Consider the following 19246-nt stretch of genomic DNA (forward strand, 5'->3'; position numbering starts at 1 on the left):
ACATTAGTTTTAATTTAATGAACTTTGATACGATGAAACGATACAAATTAAAGAACAATCTGGTTATTCTATTTTTGGTGACTCTGCTAGCCGTAACTTCCTGTAGCTTCACTGCAAAAAATTATGATGAAGACTCAGATAAAGATCAAATCCTTATAGAACTCATTACCCACGTAATTGAGCAAGGACATTTTGATATGAAAGAGCTTGATGATGATTTCTCTCAGGCCGTTTTTAAGGATTACATTAAAGGATTAGATCCTATAAAAAGACATTTTCTGAAAAGTGATTTTGAAGATTTCAAGGCTTTTGAAACTCAAATTGATGATCAAATCAAAAATAAAAATCTTGTTTTCTTTGACTTAACAGTAAATCGCTATAAAAAGCGAATGGAACAAACAAAAGACTTTTACTTAGAATTGTTAAAGAATCCCTTCAATTTTGAAGACAAGGAAACTATCAATACTGATTATGAAAATGCGGATTATGCTGAAAACATGAAAGAATTAAAAGAGAGATGGAGACAACAATTTAAATTCTCTACTCTATCCACTTTTCATGATTTAAAGCAGGAACAAAATCAAAAAAATGAAAATGATGAAGATGTTGAAAAAAAATCTGATGCCGATTTAGAACAAGAAGCACGAGAAATCACCAGAGAGTCTATCGAAAATTATTTCGACACCATGTCAGATTTGGAACGTAAAGATTGGTTTAGTTTATACGTCAATTCTTTCGTAAGTCAGTTTGATCCACATACAAATTATCTCGCACCTCAGGATAAAGACAGGTTTGATATCTCAATGTCTGGAAAACTAGAAGGGATTGGTGCACGACTTCAAAAACAAAGAGACAATGTAAAAATTGTTGAAGTTATTTCTGGGGGTCCGGCTTGGACTAATGGAGAATTGGAAGTTGGAGACCTTATCCAGAAAGTAAAACAGGAAGATGAAGAGGAAGCTGTAGATATTCGGGGGATGAGATTAGATGATGCAGTAGATCTTATCAAAGGTCCAAAAGGAACAAGAGTTGTACTTACAGTGAAGAAAGTAGATGGAAGTACCCAGTCCATAAATATTGTAAGAGATGTGGTTGAGATTGAAGAAACTTACGCAAAATCTTCAACTGTAAAAAGAAATGGAGAGCTTTTTGGAATCATAAATCTACCGAAATTTTATTTCGATATGCAAAACTATGATGAAAGAAATGCGGCTTCTGATATTAAAAAAGAACTTGAAAGATTAAATGAAATTGATGCTAAAGGTCTTGTGATAGATCTAAGAAATAATGGAGGTGGTTCTTTATCTACAGTAGTAGATATTGCTGGTTTCTTCATTGATAAAGGTCCTGTTGTACAAGTAAGAGATGCGAAAAATAATACTGAAGTTTTAAAAGATTCAGATTCTAATGTTATATGGGATAAGCCACTTGTCATACTTGTAAATGAACTTTCAGCTTCAGCTTCAGAAATTTTGGCTGCTGCAATGCAGGATTACGAGAGAGCTGTTGTGATAGGTAGTAAACAAACTTATGGTAAAGGAACCGTTCAAAATGTCGTTGATTTAAATAGGTGGATGAGAAATAGTTCCTTTGGTGATATGGGAGCTTTGAAAATTACTACACAGAAGTTTTATAGAATTAATGGAGGTTCTACACAGCTAAAAGGTGTAGAAAGTGATGTTGCCGTTCCAGACCGTTACTCTTATATTGATATAGGTGAAAGAGATTATGAAAATCCAATGCCGTGGGACAAAATTGCTCCGGCAAATTACGATGTCTGGAATGGGTATTCTAATTTGAATCAAGTGATTAAAACAAGTAAAAAGCGTTTATCATCTAATTCGCAAATACAGTTGATAGATGAAAATGCTAAGTGGATCCAGTCTCAAAGAAATCAAAATAATTTTAGTTTGAACTATGAAAACTATAGTGAAGATATAGCTAAAGTAGAGGAGATGTCTAAAAAGTTTGAAAAAATAGACAATTACAGTTCGAACTTAACTTATGAATCTCTTCCTTATGAAGCAGCTTTGATGTCTAAGGACTCATCATTAACTCAAAAGAGAAAAAGATGGCATGAAAGTTTATCAAAAGATGTTTATGTGGAAGAAGCTATTCAGGTACTTCAGGATTTGCAAGTAGATAAAAATTCCATCAAACTTGCTGCTAGGAAAAACTAAAACATTATCAATACATCACCCTTGAAAGAAAATTCTTCTTTACAAAGCTTAGCGCTCCAAAAGTTTAAAAAAAACCTTTGGGGCGTTTTAAGTTTTTGGTTTATCGTCCTTTGTCTGTTTGTAGGAATATTTGCCTATTTTTTTGCTCCCGATAGCTCAGAAAATGCAAACACAATGGCCTTAAGTATTCATTCAAAATCGCCTGGGTTCTCTACCAAGGTCATTGAAATTCCAAACCTCAATTCCGGTGAACAATCTTGGTTGTCAAGATCTTTTTTAGGAAATAAATATGCTAATGAAATTATTCCTATAGAATCTTATAGAGAGAAAGATGACAAACTTTTTTATCGGGATTATGGAGTTAAAGATCCGTCTTTAGAAAATGAGCTTGATTTGAATAAGTACAATTCCAATTTTTCGTCCGAACACATTTACACAAAAACCTTCTGGCTTGGAACCGATAAATATGGCCGTGATTTACTAAGCAGGATGTTGATAGGCTTGCGAATTTCCTTTTCAGTCGGATTTATTTCGGTATTTATTTCATTAGTGCTAGGATTATTTTTAGGGTCTATTTCCGGGTATTATGGAGGTAAAATAGATGCAGCCGTGATGTGGCTGATTAATGTGACTTGGTCAATTCCGACTTTACTTTTAGTCATAGCAATTACTTTAGCGCTTGGAAAAGGCTTTTGGCAAGTTTTTATTGCAGTAGGCCTCACCATGTGGGTGGAAGTGGCAAGAGTGGTGAGGGGACAGGTCATGAGTGTTAAATCCTTTCAATTTGTCACAGCTGCCAGAGCTTTAGGGTTTAAAAACCAAAGGATTATTATAAAACACATTTTGCCAAACGTGCTTGCTCCAGTGATTGTTATTTCTGCAGCCAATTTTGCTGCAGCCATACTTATAGAAAGTGGACTCAGTTTTTTAGGAATTGGAGCTCAGCCACCCACCCCAAGCTGGGGAGCGATGATCAAAGACCATTACAGTTACATCATTTTAGGGAAAGCTTATTTAGCCATTATTCCAGGATTAGGTATCATGAGTTTGGTGATGGCTTTTATGCTTATCGGTAATGCACTCAGAGATGCACTCGATGTGAAAAATTAAAATATATTTTAAAAAAAACATTAGTTAGGACAGATTCCACATTATTCCATTATGTGTGAAGACCTCACAGGTTTTATAAAACCTGTGAGGTCTTTTAAAGTAGGAAATTTATCTTTTAGCATTAAGCTATCGAACACAAATTCAACTTATAATTACAAAACTCAGAATAATATTTAAAAATATAATTTAGTCGTTAAGCTTTAGTACGGCCATGAAGGCTTCCTGTGGAATCTCTACATTTCCAACCTGACGCATACGTTTTTTACCTTTTTTCTGCTTTTCTAAAAGTTTACGTTTTCTGGAAATATCACCACCGTAACATTTTGCTGTCACATCTTTTCTAAGTGCTTTTACAGTTTCGCGGGCAATGATTTTGGCTCCAATCGCAGCTTGTATGGGAATGTCAAACTGTTGTCTTGGAATCAATTCCTTCAGCTTTTCGCAAATTCTCTTACCAATATCATAAGCGTTATCAACGTGAAGTAAGGCTGAAAGCGCATCTACAGTATTGCCATTTAAAAGTACATCTACTTTTACCAATTTTGATTTTCTCATACCAATTGGTGAATAATCAAACGAGGCATAACCTTTAGAAACCGTTTTTAATCTGTCGTAAAAATCAAAAACAATTTCAGCTAATGGCATATCAAAACTTAGTTCGACACGATCTTGCGTCAGGTAAGTCTGATCGGTAATTTGACCTCGCTTCTCGATGCAAAGAGACATTACAGGGCCTACAAATTCAGATTTGGTGATAATACTAGCTTTTATGAAAGGCTCTTCCACACGATCCAAATACGTGGGCTCAGGTAAATCTGAAGGATTACTAACGATTATGGGTTTATCCTTATCCTTTAAGGTGTAAGCATTGTAAGATACGTTAGGAACCGTAGTAATAACGGTCATATCGAATTCGCGTTCGAGACGTTCTTGTATAATTTCAAGGTGAAGCATACCTAAGAATCCACATCTAAAGCCGAATCCAAGGGCTGCAGAACTTTCTGGTAAAAACACTAACGATGCATCGTTGAGTTGAAGCTTTTCCATCGCCGTTCTCAATTCTTCGTACTCATCGGTTTCGACTGGATAAATTCCTGCAAAAACCATGGGTTTTACATCTTCAAAACCAGCAACAGCAGTTTTAGTTGGGTTATTGGCATCTGTAATGGTATCTCCAACCTTTACTTCTTTTGCATTTTTTATGCCTGTGATGAGGTAACCTACATCACCAGCTTGAATTTCTTTTTTAGGAAATTGCACCAACTTCAAAGTTCCTACTTCATCTGCAGAATAGTTCTTGTCTGTAGCGACAAATTTTATATTCTGACCTTTTTTGATACTGCCATCAAATACTCTAAAGTAAGTTTCAATTCCTCTGAAAGGGTTGTAAACCGAGTCAAATACCAAAGCTCTTAGAGGAGCATCAGGATCACCCTTTGGTGCTGGAACACGCTCAACTATGGCATTTAGGATTTCTTCAATTCCAATGCCTTCTTTTGCACTTGCACGGATAACATCTTCACGCTTACAACCAATAAGATCTACGATGTCATCGGTAACTTCATCTGGATTAGCACTCAAGAGATCGACTTTATTCAATACTGGAATGATTTCTAGATCGTTTTCAAGAGCCAGATACAAATTCGAAATAGTTTGGGCCTGTATACTTTGAGCAGCATCTACAATCAAAAGCGCCCCTTCGCAGGCAGCGATAGATCTTGAAACTTCATAGGAAAAATCGACGTGTCCAGGTGTATCGATAAGGTTGAAAACAAAGTCTTCACCTTTATAATTATAAACCATCTGTATAGCGTGGCTTTTTATGGTAATGCCGCGCTCGCGTTCCAAATCCATATTATCCAAAAGCTGTTCCTTACGTTCGCGTTCGGTTACAGATTTAGTAAAATCCAATAAACGGTCAGCCAGTGTGCTTTTTCCGTGATCAATATGTGCAATTATGCAAAAATTTCGAATGTTCTTCATAGTCCGTTTTCCTAATTTGAAGTCAAAAGCACTCCAGATTTTAATGAAGCAAATATACAGGATTTGTTTGGCTTAAAAGATGTATTTCAAGCACTGTTAAAAGCTTTATGTGAATTGTTTATAATTCTGTAATTTTGCAATAAAAAGTTGTGGCTAAGATAGATAACATAGATTTAGGTGATTTCCCACTTTTATTAGCTCCTATGGAAGATGTAAGTGATCCTCCTTTTAGAGCATTGTGCAAGGAATATGGAGCCGATATGGTGTATACAGAATTCATCTCTTCCGAGGGACTCATTCGTGATGCTGCCAAAAGTATGATGAAGCTGGATATTTACGAAAAAGAACGGCCAGTAGGTATTCAGATTTTTGGAGCCAATTTAGAATCGATGTTAAGGTCTGTGGAAATTGTTGAGAAAACCAAACCGGATGTCATCGATATTAATTTTGGTTGTCCGGTAAAGAAAGTAGTTTCCAAAGGTGCTGGGGCAGGGATATTGAAGGATGTTGATCTTATGGTGAAATTGACAGAGGCTATGGTGAAACATACAAATTTACCCATAACAGTAAAGACCAGATTAGGCTGGGATCATGATTCTATTAAAATTTACGAAGTTGCCGAGCGTTTACAAGACGTAGGTTGTAAAGCCATCTCTATCCATGGCCGTACAAGAGCTCAGATGTATAAAGGTGAAGCAGACTGGAAGCCCATCGCCGAAGTCAAGAATAATCCAAGAATGCATATTCCTGTTTTCGGTAATGGTGATGTAGACACACCTGAAAAAGCAGTTCTTATGCGTGATAAATATGGTCTAGACGGAGCTATGATAGGAAGAGCCAGTATTGGTTCGCCGTGGTTTTTTAAAGCTGTGAAGCATTATTTCGAAACAGGTACTCATTGCGATTCGCCATCTATGGTAGAGCGTGTAGATATTGCCAGACGTCACCTGCAAATGTCTATAGACTGGAAAGGAGAAAAGCTTGGTGTTTTTGAAACCAGAAGACATTACACCAACTACTTCAAAGGTATTCCGCATTTTAAGGACTATAGAATGAAAATGGTAACCTCAGATCATGCTGAAGATGTATTTGCTACCTTCGATGAAGTAGAGGAGAAGTTCGCAGATCATCAGTTTGCGGAATAGGTTGCTACTTTCTTTTTCTTTTGAATTTAATACCGTTCACTTAATTAATAAAGGATGAAATTTTATGTTTTAGTTGTATTAACGATGATGCTTGATTCCACGACACAAGCTCAAAGCTTTGATGAAAACACCACTCAAACTTTAAAGAATTATGTGAATGAATTCCCGAATCAAACTCAGTTTTCGGTAGCAATTATTGACGGTGATCAAACTCAATTTTATGGTCAGGTAAAGTTTTCAGATACTATTAATGAGTTTGATAATAGCAATTCTGTATTTCAAATAGGTTCAGTCACCAAAGTCTTTACTTCGACATTACTTGCACAGCTTGTGATTGAAAAAGAGGTGAAACTTACAGACTCAGTTCAACGTTATTTTAATTTCTCATTAAATGAAAAAGGGACTACTCTGGAACAACTTTCAAATCACACTTCTGGACTACCAAGATTACCCTCCAATTTGAATTTGGCTGCTCTTGATCTTAAAAACCCATATAAAAGTTATGCAGAAGCAGATTTAGAGTACTATTTAAAAACAGAGATGGAGATCCCTACAACGGAAGAAAAAACATACCAATATTCCAATATCGGCGCTTCTATTTTGGCTAAAGCATTAGAAAATGCAAGCGGTAAAAATTACTCAGAATTACTTTCAGAAAGAATATTTCAGCCTTTAGAAATGAATCAGTCTACTTTAAATGAAGGGGAAGCAAAAAATAATATGGTCCAGGGTATAGATCAAAATGGAAACCCCACACCAGTTTGGGAAATGGGTGTATTTGAAGGGGCTGGAGCCATCTTATCCTCTACAAAAGATCTATCCAATTTTTTAAAAGCTCACTTTAAGGAACAAGAAAATGCATTTTCATTGACCTTGATGCCGACGTTTATGGTTAATAAAAATTTACGTTTGGGTCTTGGCTGGCATATCCTTCAAGATGAAACTGGTAACGATTTGTACTGGCACAATGGAGGCACAGGCGGATATTCTTCATCTGTATTTATGGTTCCTGCGACACAAAAAGCAGTTATTATTCTTACCAATGTATCTGCTTTCCATGCCAAAGCTTCTACGATAGATGAATTAGGTTTTAAGCTATTGAACTCGATTTCAAAATAAAAAGCGCCTATATTATAAAAATATAGGCGCTTTTTAAAGACGATTGCGGCTAAAACTTATTATCTATTTTCTGCTGCAGGAGTTGGAAATTGAGTAAAAACATTGTCCTGCGGTCTATCATTTGGAAGTTGATCAAGCCTGTTAAACCTTCTCATGTCTATCCATCTATGACCACCTTCTGCAAAGAGTGAATATCGCCTTTGTAATAAGATTTCATCGACGAGTTCTTCAGGAGAAGTGCCCCCTGTATAATCATCAAGATCAGCCGCATTTCTTACAATATTTATAGCTGCTACAGCTTCACTGGGATTAGATATATGCAAAGCTTCAGCATAAAGTAGCACAAGCTCTTCATTTCTAATAACATCTACATCATCTACAATAGTTTTATAAACAAAGACATTGTAAAGACCGCTTAAATCTGACTGGGTTAAAGCTTCCTCTCTCCTGTCAACTTTGCTAATTCTATTATCACCAGTTAATGTATCTTGAATAAATGAAGGATGAACAATTCTTGCATTGGCAACTGTTTGGTTGATACTAAAGAATAATGGATTTGGAAAATCCAATCCAGATTGAGAAAAAGTAAAATACACACTTTCGCTAAGATCTCCATTTAAATTCATAAAGGAATCTTCTAAAAGTGTTACAGCAGAATCGTAGTTATTTCTATAAACCTCAACTCTTGCATGTAAAGCTTTATTAAATTTTTGAAATTCTGCAAGAGTATTTGCAATATTAAAACCTTCAGGAAGGTTGAAAGGAAAATCCGAGCTACCGTTACTCAATTGTGTAGATGCTTCAGTTAGTAAATTTGATATGAAAGTCAATGCTTCCTCATAACTTACAAATGGACCTAAGTTATCGGGATCAGATACTTCTACACGCATTCCATTTTCATATTGCTGGTTAGCTACCATGAGTAATTCATGTGCTTTAATGGTTTTTAAAAAGCCTTCTGCAGCTTCTATTTCATCGGGTTCAAAAACGCCTAAGCTGTTGCGTATTCCGTCCAGAATTAAATTCACATTTTTAATAACAGTGTATCTAGCACCATAAGGGCCTGTAGTATAAAAAGTATTATCATCTAGGTTACCTGTCATGACGTCTGAGGCCCATCGAGGGTCTGAACTTTGGAATCTATAATATTCTCTACCAGCCAATGATTGGCCATCGACTTGAGTGTCAATCCTTAACCTCATATCTGAAAGAACACCTGAAACGGTTTGTTCTAATTCTCCTCGGGAGATGCCGTTTTGGATAGACTCAGCGGTAGGTCCGTTTAAATTTTCTCCATCTTCTAGTTCGCAGGAAACTGTTATTAAGCAAACTGCTGGTAAGATTAAGAGTTTATGTATTAATTTCATAAGTATATTTTTTATTTAAAAGTCCATTGTTACTCTAAAAAGATATTGTTTTGAAGTTGGAAAAGGTGTGACTTCTACTCCTGTTGAAAGTCCATTACCTCCAAAGTTTGATACTTCTGGATCGTAGCTGTTGTAATCAAAAATGTTGATTAAATTTAATCCAGTTAGACCCATTTTGATATTGGTGACATAGCCTTTGAATAGACTTTGTACAACTTCATTAGGAACGCTATAACTAAGGGCGATCTCTCTTAATCTAAGATAAGAGGCGTCCTCTACAAACGGAGCTGCAATACCACTGCTTAAAGAATTGATTCTGAAATCGCCATTGGTTAATTGTCCACTCGGGTCTAGAGTTATGTCATCATAATCATTTGAGGTTTGGCCAAGGTCCGTAAGTAAAGTGGTTAAATTGATATTATCCCCACCTTTTTTCCAATGCCATAGAAAAGACAGGTCAAAGTTTTTATAATTGAAGTTGTTGGTAAATGTCATTTGAAAATCTGGCTCTGCATCTCCAAGCTTTACAACATTTCCCTCGGTATTATTTCCAACAATTTGGGTAACACTTCTACCTTCTTGAATTCTGAAAGTTCCTAGGCCTGTTCCAAATCCACCTAAGTCGAAAGGTTCAACATCCAGACTAGTAACCTCAGATCTGTTTCTAAAAAAGATAACATTAGTAGACCATGTAAAATCTTTGTTTTTAACAACATCAGCGTCTAGAGTAAGTTCAATTCCTTTATTCCTTAGGCTGCCGGCATTTGAGAAGCGCTGAGTGAAGCCCGAAGAAGGTTCATTTTGAGCTTGTAGAATTAAGTCATCTACTTCCTTGATATAGTAAGAAGCCTGTAATCTTATACGGTTATTTAGTAGACCAGCATCAAATCCAAATTCTAATTCTTTTTGGCGTTCAGGATCAATAGTAGCATCTCCTAGGGTTGCAGGAACTCCAATACCAGGAAGACCTCCAATAGAATTTCCTACAAGGGTAGTAAATAAGGCTCCAAATGGAGCAAAATTTCCTGCTTCTCCATAAGCTACTCTAGGCTTAAACTCTGAAAGGAAATCACTTTTCCAAAACTCAAAATTATGCAGATTCACAGCCATGGAAGCTTTTGGATAATAGAATAGAGTATTTGCATCTCCAAAATTTGAAGATTTATCGGCTCTTACACCTATAGTTCCAATTAACTTATCTTGATAATTAACTTCCTCTTGTACAAAAAAGCCTGAGTCGTCTTGTTCTCTTCGAAATTGACTAACGTTGATGTTACCAGCCTGATCCAAGTTTGATTCTGATCCGATTAAATCCGAAGCAACATTATTAACAGTATTTTGCGAAAAACTTTCTCTAGTCACGCCACCTTGAGAGGTGAATGTGATATTGTCTTCCGTGAAATAAGTATGTACTAAAAATGCGGAGTAGTTATTATTTCTAGTTTTAGTATTCCCTAGTGCGCTTACTCCATTCACACCCCCATTTGCTGGATCCATGAACTGTAGTTCTTTAGGGAAAAGGGCTCTTGTCTGTAATTGGTAATAGTCAAGACCAAGCCTCAGTTGAGCTTTTAAACTAGAGTTTTCGTTTTGATAGATGTCATAATCTAAAGTAGTACCAAGAACAAACCTGTTGACTTCTTCACTATTAGTAATTAACTGAATGGTCTGCAATGGATTTGAACCCCCGTAAGGATTATCGGGGTAAATACCATTCTCGTTGGGGAAAAGTTGAGCCCAAGGTGGCAATGACGTTAAGGTAACACCAATAGTACTTCCAGAGTTGTCATTATTGAAGAAGCCTCTATCCGAACTTGAATCTATATAATTTGCACCAACTGTCAATTTTAATTTGTCCTCAAAAAAGTCATGAACTAAGTTGATTCTCGCAGACTTTTTATTGTAGCCTGTATTATCAACAATGCCATCTTCTTCTCGATTTGAAAAAGATCCGTAAAAAGTCGTTTTATCAGAACCTCCAGATATACTAGCATACGTATTGCTTATAAACCCTTCTTCTCCAAATACTTCCTTTTCATAATCAACCAAATTACCATTTTGTTGAGCTTGTGCAAACAAGTCGCCTTGACCAGCTCCAAAAGAATTTTCAGCAATTTCTCTTGTGAAATTTCTTTGTCCCCTAAAGTTGATGATACTATTAAAACCTAATTCCTGTTGGACGGAAACTTTTGTATCTCCACGCTTTCCTCTTTTTGTTGTAATTATAATTACACCAGCAGCGGCTCTAGCTCCATAAATAGCTCCTGCAGAAGCCCCTTTCAAAACTTCTACGCGTTCTATATCATTTGCTTCTAAATCTGCAATCCTATTGGAAGGGTTGTCCTGAGTAGAAGTATTTCCACCTGCAGCTGCTCTGGAAACAAAGTTTAATCCTGCTCCTGAAATACTACTGTTATCAATATAAACCCCATCAACAATATAAAGCGGTTGGGAATTACCAAAGACAGAGGTTATACCTCTAAGCTTCACAGATACTCCACCGCCAGGTGCGCCAGAATTTCTAGTGACTAAGGCTCCAGCAAATTTACCTGCTAAAGCTCCATCTAAAGTGGGTTGGGATGTTCTGCCTACTAATTCCTGAGAGCTGATGGAAGACACAGCATTTGCGGCATTAGACCGTTTGACGGATGTTGCAAGTCCTGTTATAACTACTTCCTCTAAGGCTGCGGAGACTCAATAAATGATATTGTAAAGGGTGAGGTATCTGTTACTCTAACTTCTTGTGATTCGTAACCAAGGTAGGTGAACAGTAATGTAGTTGGTAATTCATCAACTCTCAAAGAAAACTGACCGTCCATATTACTAGTTGTGCCGTTGGAGGTTCCTTTTTCAACAACATTTACAAAAGGGATAATGTTTCCAGTGGATTCCTCAATTGTTTTACCTGTAAGGGTCTCTTGTGCTAAAAGAAAGCCAGGTAGAAAACTGAAAAATATTAGAATGTTTAAAGCCCTAACATTTAATTTGTTCATAATTTATTTTTTAGATTTGACCCTCAATTTATGAATTTTATTAATTAAAAGTTAACATTGGAGTTAATTGTTTAATTTTTTAACATTTATTGAGTCGAAATAATTTTCAATGGTGAAGGCAAAATAAAATTTTAAAATTTCCAGAATTAAATAAATCGATTATATTGCATGTATTAATTACTAATTTATTTTGATTCGGAACACCTTCATCCTACTGAACTAAGTCTCAAAATCAAAAACAGATGATTCGTAATTATTACAACGAAGAATGGAAAGATGTCGTCTTTGACGATAAAATTGCAAAATTTGAAAAATATAAAATTTCAAATTACGGCAGAATGCTTAACTGTAAAGGTCTAAAAGAAGTTTTGGTGAAAGAATCCTTTATAAATGGCTATCAAACCCTTCCTCTCAAGCAAGAAATCAACAAAAAATCTACAAGTAGGTATGTCCACAAGTTAGTTGCAGAACACTTCCTGGAACGCGGTGATGGAATCTATGTGATCCATCTCAACTATGACAAACTGAATAACAAAGTTGAAAACTTGAAATGGTCTACCAAAAAAGAAAAGGAAACACATCAATTTAGTAATCCTGATTACATCAATAGGCCTAAAAAGCGGACGTATTCCAAATTGACCGAAGCTAAGGTAAGGTTGATAAAGCGAAAAATTCACGATCCCAACCGACGCACGCGTATGAAAATGATTGCTAAGCAATTTGGTATTTCTGAGATGCAACTTTATCGCATAAAAAGCGGAGAAAATTGGGGTACAGTAACTGACTATTAATTTTATCTGAAGTCAAATTTAACCCAAACGGGAATATGGTCCGAAATTTTTCTAGCTGATTTTAAATCAGGATATAATTCATGAAAAAGATCGACCCCGCTTTCTTGGATTGAAAATACCTTAGAATCAATAAATAAATTATCATATTCTGAAGCTAGACATTCATTTGAAATACATCTCATTTTAAGGCTTGTCTTTTGATTTACTAATGCTGGAAAAAATCCTTTACTTTTTAAGGGGTTAAATACAGTATGTGATTGAGGTAAATTGAAATCTCCAAGGAAAATTAAATTTTCTTCGGGGTATAGGTCCGGATAGAGCTTTAGATTCTTGAGTTCTCGTTCTGGTTGTTTTGATTTTGGCACTGCATGGATATTTACGAGCGTGAAGTGTTCATTTTTATACTTGAACTTTATGAAATAGGGCTCACGCTCAAAATCTTCAATACAATCTACATCTAGCCAGGCTTTTTTGATTAGTTCTACACGGCTTGATTTCCAGAGATAAGCGTACCTCTCCGAGCTATATCTTCCACCCTGTGTAGGTTGACTCACCGTATAATTCCATTTGAACCCTGTTCGACTCAATTCATCAGCTAGTTTTGCAACAGATTGCGCCCCTCCATTGCCTGCAACCACCTCTTGAATGGCTACGATGTCGTAGTCGCGTAAAGTTTGCGCCATGAATGCAATTTCCTGTTCAGACTTGGATTTTCCCATATGTCTGATGTTCCAGGAACTCAACTTTACCTGAGCAAGGCTAAGGTTAAAGAAGAAGACAGCAGATAGAAAGAATAGGAGTTTTCTAGATTTCATAAGTTTATGATTGGTTACAACTTCAGTTTTTTTTATTAAATCACAAGATAATTCTGAATATTCATGTGTAACTAGAAATATTTCTTATCTATAGGGTTTTTCGGATATTTTTCAAAAATAATAAATGTTTCAGCGTAATTTCAGCAACAAAAAAAGCCTTTCAATGGTTACACTGAAAGGCTTGATTTTACTGGTGGTCCCACTTGGACTCGAACCAAGGGCCACCTGATTATGAGTCAGGTGCTCTAACCAGCTGAGCTATGGGACCGATACTGGTTATTTAGGACGGCAAAAATAAGTATAAGTTTATTATCAGCCAAAATATTTTTCAATTTAAAATCAACTTTAGTCTTCACATAATTCTACGAGAACCCCATGACTACTTTTTGGGTGCAAAAAGACTATGGATTTTCCATCAGCTCCCGCTTTTGGCTCTTCGCTAAGCAATTGGAAACCTTCTTTTTGCAGTCTTTTCATTTCAGATTTCAAATCATCTACAAAAAAAGCGATATGATGAATACCTTCTTTTTGCTTACTCAGATATTTCCCTACGGGACTATCCTCTCGCGTGGCACCAAGCAATTCAACTTTACTTTCGCCACATTCAAAAAAAACAGTTTTTACGCCCTCCCGTTCAACGATTTCAGTTTTATAAGGAGGTGAGTTTAGCAGCGCTTCATACGTTTTAGTGGCCTCCTCTATATTGTTTACCGCAATTCCTAAATGTTCGATTTTTTTTATCATAAGATATTTTCAGAAAGTTATATAACAAAACTAGCATTTATATATTTATCCTAACTTTGCAGCATGGAATCAAATAGACAAAAGAAAATTGCAGGAATCCTTCAGAAAGATTTGGCGGAAGTCATTCAGCTTGAGCTAAAAGCCGCTGGAACTCAAAATCTAATCATCTCAGTTACTAAGGTAAGAGTGACCCCAGATTTACTTCAGGCCAAGGCGCATTTGAGTATTTTCCCATCAGAAAAATCAGAACAAATCGTTGAGGAAATTCGAGCTGCTAAGTCTAAAATCAAGCATGAAGTTGCACAAAGAACAAAAAACCAATTGCGTCGTATGCCGGAACTCTCATTTTTTAATGATGATTCTATAGAGTACATCAATGATTTGGAACAAGCCTTTAAGGGAAAGAATGACCCTATCAAAAACCCAGATTTATTAGATAAGCGCAAGAAAAATTGAATGTACCATTTTACATCGCCAGGCGTTATTTCTTTTCTAAAAGTTCCAACACGGCGATAAATATTATCACCTGGATTGCTTCCATTGGCATTATAGCCGGGGCTTTATCTCTTTTTATTGTCTTATCCGCCTTTGCCGGACTTAAAGAATTTAGTCTATCGTTTACTAATAAGTTTGATCCGGATTTAAAGGTGCTGCCTTCCACAGGAAAGTTTTTTGAAGTGGATTCTGCTCAGAATTCTAAAATTCAAAATCACAAAGATATTGTAGCCTATTCAGAAGTGATTGAAGAGCGGGTGTTGTTGAGCTTTAAATCCAAGAATACGCCGGCGTTTATTAAAGGTGTGGACACTACCTTCCAGTCTATAAGTGATATTAAAAATACGGTGTTTCTCGGTCAATGGCTCGAGGAAAATGCAAGTCAGGTTGTATTGGGTAACGATCTTTCCCGAAAACTTTCTGCGGGAGTTAGAGATTATTCGGGTCTTTTGAATTTATATGTGCCAAAGCCTGGCAAAGGACAAATTTTAGATGTAAAGGATGCTTTTAGAACTGGCAGTGCTACAGTAGTAGGGATTTATTCCATCAATGAGGAATTGGACAAAAAATTTGCGTTTACAGACATTGGCTTTGCAAGAAGCTTGTTGCAACTCAATGAAGATGAGGTCTCAGCTTTAGAAGTAAAATTAGCCCCTTCTGCAGATTTAAACTCAGTTCGAAATGATTTGAAATCCATATTCAAAGACCAAGTGGAAGTCAAAGATCGAATTCAGTTGAATGATAGCCTGTATAAAATGCTGAACACTGAAAACCTTGCGGTGTACTTGATTTTCACCTTAGTGATTATTATTGCCCTGTTCAATGTGATTGGCTCTATCATTATTGCTGTGTTGGAAAAGCGACAAAACTCAAAAACCCTTCTGAATTTAGGGCTGACTAAAAATGAAATCCAGCGTATCTTTTTCTTTCAAGGAGGCTTGATGAGTGTTGCCGGAGGTATAGTAGGGCTTGTGTTTGGAATCTTACTGGTGATTTCTCAACTCTATTTTGAGTGGATCATGATCACTCCGAGTTTGGCTTATCCTGTAAAACTAGAATTTGTCAATATTTTAATTGTATTTGTAACCATATCCAGTTTAGGTTTACTAGCGTCCTATATTTCTTCTCAAACGGTGAAACGCTCTCTTCAATAAGTTTTGTCCATATTATCTTTAAGTTGCTTTTATAGAGCCCTTTAAGAGTAAATTTCGAACTAATTCTACAAGAAATTGAGAAACAGGAGTCTATTTTTGTTCAAAACATCCTATTATGAACAAAATTACTTTTCTATTTTTTACATTTCTATTTATTTCAGTGTCACCACTTGTTTTTTCACAAAACTGTCCGCCAAACTTATCGACAGATCCAGCTGAAGGTGACTTTGGTACTAATGAATGGCTAGCTTATGTTTATAATCATAACAGTTATAATACCAGTACCTTTAATTTAACTGATTATCGTGGATATTATCGGGATTCTGGATATGGTGATTCTGGAATTAGTTTCGACTCTTCAGATTTATGGAATATAGACAGTAACCCCAGTACAGCTCCTGCTTACGAAGGCTGCAGTGTGACTTCAGATAACCATACTGTTGTCTATAAACGAAAAGGATTTCCTTTGGGAGAATACAGGATTGACATAGCCTCTCAAACAGGAGGTAATGGTCATGACGATGCTGCAATATTGTATATTGATGGTTTAGAAGTTTGGAATAATACGGATTGCTGTGCTCCACGTCTTAATGTTTGGTCAGGAAGTCTTGATGAAGATTCCGAAATAGAATTTGTTTGGTCCGAAAGGTCTGGAGAATCTTATGGAAGACTTAGATTAACAGAGGTAACGCTTGATCCTCCATTAGGCAATGAAGGAGATTTTGGTGATGAGGAGTGGTTTGTTTCAGCATATAATGGAAGTAATTTTGATGCATACAGAGGAGCCTATATTCATGATGCCCTTAGTTTTAATACGAGAGATTTATGGCTGCAATCTGAGTCCCCTTCATCTGCTCCTAATTATTCTGGAGATCAAGTGAATAATAATAATCATTCGTTTGTTTATAGACGTAGAGGGTTTTCCTGTGGAATTTACCAGTTAAACATTCCTTCACATGATGATAATGTTATAGTTACCATTGACGGAGTTGAAATCTTTACTTCAGGTTATGTTGGTGGTAATAGGATTGATGACATCTGGCAAGGGTATTTAGGTCCTAATTCTGAAATTGAATACAGTATTGTTGAGTTTAGTGGACGATCCTTTGGAAGTCTCCAATTTGTTAATATTACAGAATCAAACCAATTTATTTGGACAGGTGAAGTGAACACTTCAGTTGACGATGTTAGTAATTGGTGTGGGTCATTACCTTTAAATGACGGAACATCAAATATCTACATACCTGCTAACGTTAATAATTTTCCTAACTCTAATTTCAATTCTTTTATAAACGATATTTATATTGAGCCAAATGCCTCTTTGACATTTGACAGTGAAATACGAATAGCTGGTAATTTAGTTAATGATGGAATGTTAAGTGGAGAAGATGGATCTTTAAATTTCGTTGGACCTCAGAACCATGTTGTTAACGGAAATGGTTTTAGTATTTCAAATTTAACTATAGATTCAGATTTAACGTTTGATCTTGATCTTGGTGAAATAATTAACTTGTCAGATATTCTTAGTGTTGATCAAGGCACCTTAAACACGAATGGCAATCTTTCTTTACGATGTAATTTTGGAACACCAGGAAAAACGGCTCAGGTGGGTCCTGTTGGAGGAACAATTGTGGGCGATGTCACTGTAGAGCAGTGCTTTCCAGCGCGAAGAGCTTTTAGATTATTAACCTCATCCGTGACAACAACAGGATCTATAAGACAGAACTGGCAAGAAAATCCCTCTTCCTATACTAATGATCCTAACCCAGGTTATGGGACCCATATTACAGGACTTTCACCTGGTCTTTCAGATGCAGTTATTGGAGATGATGGAGTTAATGGATTTGACTATAACCCTTCCGGAAATCCGTCTTTATTTAAATTTAGAAATATTGAATTAAGTACTTCAGAGCCAAGAGGATGGTATTCCGTTGCAAATACAACAGATATTTTAACTGCAGGTGAGCCTTACCGATTAATGATAAGGGGGGATAGAAGCATTGATGTTACACTCAATATTGCAACACCAGAACCTACTCGGTTAAGATCAACAGGAGCTTTAATAACTGGAAATAGATCACAAAGCAATCTATTAAATGTAAGTGGAGATTTCAATCTTATTGCAAATCCATATCACGCTCAAGTGAATATGAACTCAGTCCTTGCAGCTTCAACGAATCTATCTACAACTCAATATTACATTTGGAATCCAGCTATAGGAGGTGCTAATGGTAGAGGGGCTTATGTGACTTTTGATCTAACAAATAATTCAAGTTCTTTGAGTGATGGGGGCTTAGCAGATGAGCCAAGTTTTACTAATCAATTCTTACAACCAATGCAGGCCGCCTTTGTAATAACCGGAACAGAAACAACTGCTCCAATAATTAATTTCCAAGAATCTCACAAGGCCGTAAGTCAAGTACAAACGCGAACTAAATCTTTGTCTCAGTCAGAATACATCAATATTCAGTTATTCGATTCAGATTCTTATAATTCTGGAGAAACACCATCCGACGGTTTGAGAATTAATTTTGATAAATCATTTAGTGCGACTTCTGAAGATGATTCACCAAAACTTACTAATTTGGATGAAAACCTAGCAAGAGTCGAAGGCAATAGTTACTCAGCGATCGAAAGACGACCATTTCCTGAAACAGAAGAGCGTTTGGAATTGTTCATCAATCAATATAGAAGAGAGGCTTACGTGATGAAATTCGACCTGACCGATAACTTGAATACTAAAGTCTTTATTGAGGACAAGTATTTAAATGAAACTCAGGGAATCACTACCGCTGCTTATACTTATACGTTTACAGTGGACGAGTCGATTTCAGAATCCACAGCATCAGATCGATTCAGCCTTGTATTTGAACCAATCAGTTTATCAACAGTTGAGGAAGCTCTTGTAGAGGCAAGTTTATATCCAAATCCAACCAAAGGTAGTTTTAGAATAAGTGGAGCAAACTTAGGAGAAGATGCGAAGATTGAGATTTATAACATGATAGGTCAGCAGGTTTACAAAACAGATCTTAAAAACCAATCTACAACTGAGATTACAAATTTCAATGGAAGTGCCGGCGTATATCTAGTCAAATTAAAAACCAATCAAGGCGAAAGAACCTTCAAATTGATAAAACAATAGTCTTATGAAACTCAAAAATTCACACTATATAGCATTACTTATCATCGTTGCTCTACTTTTAGTAAGTACAACCAGTTATGGACAAGGACTTGGTGATATAGGTTTCACAGACGATGTAGATGACGAACCTGTAGCTCCCATTAATGGCTTAATTGCGCTAGGACTTGCTGTAGGCGGTTATCTAGGGATTAAAAAAGTGAGAAAATAG

Annotated in this window: 15 protein-coding genes and 1 tRNA gene; 9 read left to right on the forward strand and 7 right to left on the reverse strand. The window is 36.2% G+C overall.

The genetic code is table 11. The features are described from left to right. The first annotated feature begins 32 nt into the window (after positions 1 to 32). Positions 33 to 2180, forward strand: a complete 2148-nt coding sequence (locus LB449_RS01860; protein ID WP_224453372.1) for a carboxy terminal-processing peptidase — start codon at positions 33 to 35, stop codon at positions 2178 to 2180. A 21-nt stretch (positions 2181 to 2201) separates the two neighbouring features. Continuing rightward, the gene (locus tag LB449_RS01865) at positions 2202 to 3290 is read left to right on the forward strand and encodes an ABC transporter permease (RefSeq protein WP_224453373.1); all 1089 of its coding nucleotides are present in this window, start codon (positions 2202 to 2204) and stop codon (positions 3288 to 3290) included. 186 nt (positions 3291 to 3476) lie between these two features. On the opposite strand, the gene lepA is transcribed toward LB449_RS01865, so the two are convergent. Further along, on the reverse strand, positions 3477 to 5273 hold the full coding sequence (lepA, locus tag LB449_RS01870) for a translation elongation factor 4 (protein WP_224453374.1): 1797 nt from the start codon (positions 5271 to 5273) through the stop codon (positions 3477 to 3479). 149 nt (positions 5274 to 5422) lie between these two features. Between lepA and dusB the strand changes: the two genes are divergently transcribed. Both dusB and LB449_RS01880 read left to right on the forward strand, forming a co-directional pair. Next, the gene (gene dusB / locus LB449_RS01875) at positions 5423 to 6418 is read left to right on the forward strand and encodes a tRNA dihydrouridine synthase DusB (RefSeq protein WP_224453375.1); all 996 of its coding nucleotides are present in this window, start codon (positions 5423 to 5425) and stop codon (positions 6416 to 6418) included. Positions 6419 to 6472: 54 nt separating this feature from the next. After that, on the forward strand, positions 6473 to 7537 hold the full coding sequence (locus tag LB449_RS01880; RefSeq protein ID WP_224453376.1) for a serine hydrolase domain-containing protein: 1065 nt from the start codon (positions 6473 to 6475) through the stop codon (positions 7535 to 7537). Positions 7538 to 7596: 59 nt separating this feature from the next. Here LB449_RS01880 and LB449_RS01885 read toward each other — a convergent pair whose 3' ends face one another. Genes LB449_RS01885 through LB449_RS01895 form a run of 3 tightly spaced genes read right to left on the reverse strand, consistent with a single transcriptional unit; the run spans position 7597 to position 11897 of the window. Beyond that, positions 7597 to 8904, reverse strand: a complete 1308-nt coding sequence (locus LB449_RS01885) for a RagB/SusD family nutrient uptake outer membrane protein (RefSeq protein ID WP_224453377.1) — start codon at positions 8902 to 8904, stop codon at positions 7597 to 7599. Between the two features lie 15 nt (positions 8905 to 8919). Continuing rightward, a complete protein-coding gene (locus LB449_RS01890; protein WP_224454418.1) occupies positions 8920 to 11571 on the reverse strand; it encodes a SusC/RagA family TonB-linked outer membrane protein in 2652 nt (883 codons plus the stop codon). An 11-nt stretch (positions 11572 to 11582) separates the two neighbouring features. Beyond that, entirely contained in the window at positions 11583 to 11897 is a 315-nt protein-coding gene (locus LB449_RS01895; protein ID WP_224453378.1) for a carboxypeptidase-like regulatory domain-containing protein, read from the reverse strand. A 242-nt stretch (positions 11898 to 12139) separates the two neighbouring features. Here LB449_RS01895 and LB449_RS01900 point away from each other — a divergent pair, with 242 nt between their 5' ends. Further along, complete coding sequence (locus LB449_RS01900) at positions 12140 to 12688, forward strand: HNH endonuclease (protein WP_224453379.1); 549 nt, start codon at positions 12140 to 12142, stop codon at positions 12686 to 12688. Between the two features lie 2 nt (positions 12689 to 12690). Here LB449_RS01900 and LB449_RS01905 read toward each other — a convergent pair whose 3' ends face one another. From LB449_RS01905 to mce, 3 genes are all read right to left on the reverse strand, one after another. Next, the gene (locus LB449_RS01905) at positions 12691 to 13503 is read right to left on the reverse strand and encodes an endonuclease/exonuclease/phosphatase family protein (RefSeq protein ID WP_224453380.1); all 813 of its coding nucleotides are present in this window, start codon (positions 13501 to 13503) and stop codon (positions 12691 to 12693) included. A gap of 191 nt (positions 13504 to 13694) precedes the next feature. Beyond that, positions 13695 to 13771 (reverse strand) — tRNA-Ile (locus LB449_RS01910). A 77-nt stretch (positions 13772 to 13848) separates the two neighbouring features. After that, the gene (mce, locus tag LB449_RS01915) at positions 13849 to 14247 is read right to left on the reverse strand and encodes a methylmalonyl-CoA epimerase (protein ID WP_224453381.1); all 399 of its coding nucleotides are present in this window, start codon (positions 14245 to 14247) and stop codon (positions 13849 to 13851) included. Between the two features lie 63 nt (positions 14248 to 14310). On the opposite strand from mce, the gene rbfA reads away from it, so the two are divergent. The 4 genes from rbfA to LB449_RS01935 all read left to right on the forward strand — a co-directional run bounded on the left by rbfA (position 14311) and on the right by LB449_RS01935 (position 19246). Further along, positions 14311 to 14703 carry a 30S ribosome-binding factor RbfA gene (gene rbfA, locus LB449_RS01920; protein WP_224453382.1) on the forward strand — a complete coding sequence of 131 codons (393 nt, stop codon included), beginning with the start codon at positions 14311 to 14313 and terminating at the stop codon, positions 14701 to 14703. Continuing rightward, positions 14700 to 15896 (forward strand): ABC transporter permease, encoded by a 1197-nt coding sequence (locus LB449_RS01925; RefSeq protein ID WP_224453383.1) that lies wholly within the window; start codon positions 14700 to 14702, stop codon positions 15894 to 15896. The genes rbfA and LB449_RS01925 overlap by 4 nt, the downstream gene beginning before the upstream one ends. A 115-nt stretch (positions 15897 to 16011) precedes the next feature. After that, the gene (locus tag LB449_RS01930; protein ID WP_224453384.1) at positions 16012 to 19038 is read left to right on the forward strand and encodes a T9SS type A sorting domain-containing protein; all 3027 of its coding nucleotides are present in this window, start codon (positions 16012 to 16014) and stop codon (positions 19036 to 19038) included. 4 nt (positions 19039 to 19042) lie between these two features. Then, positions 19043 to 19246 (forward strand): hypothetical protein, encoded by a 204-nt coding sequence (locus LB449_RS01935; protein ID WP_224453385.1) that lies wholly within the window; start codon positions 19043 to 19045, stop codon positions 19244 to 19246.

Origin of the sequence: Psychroflexus lacisalsi, assembly GCF_020164495.1 — a bacterium.
Lineage (GTDB): Bacteria > Bacteroidota > Bacteroidia > Flavobacteriales > Flavobacteriaceae > Psychroflexus > Psychroflexus lacisalsi.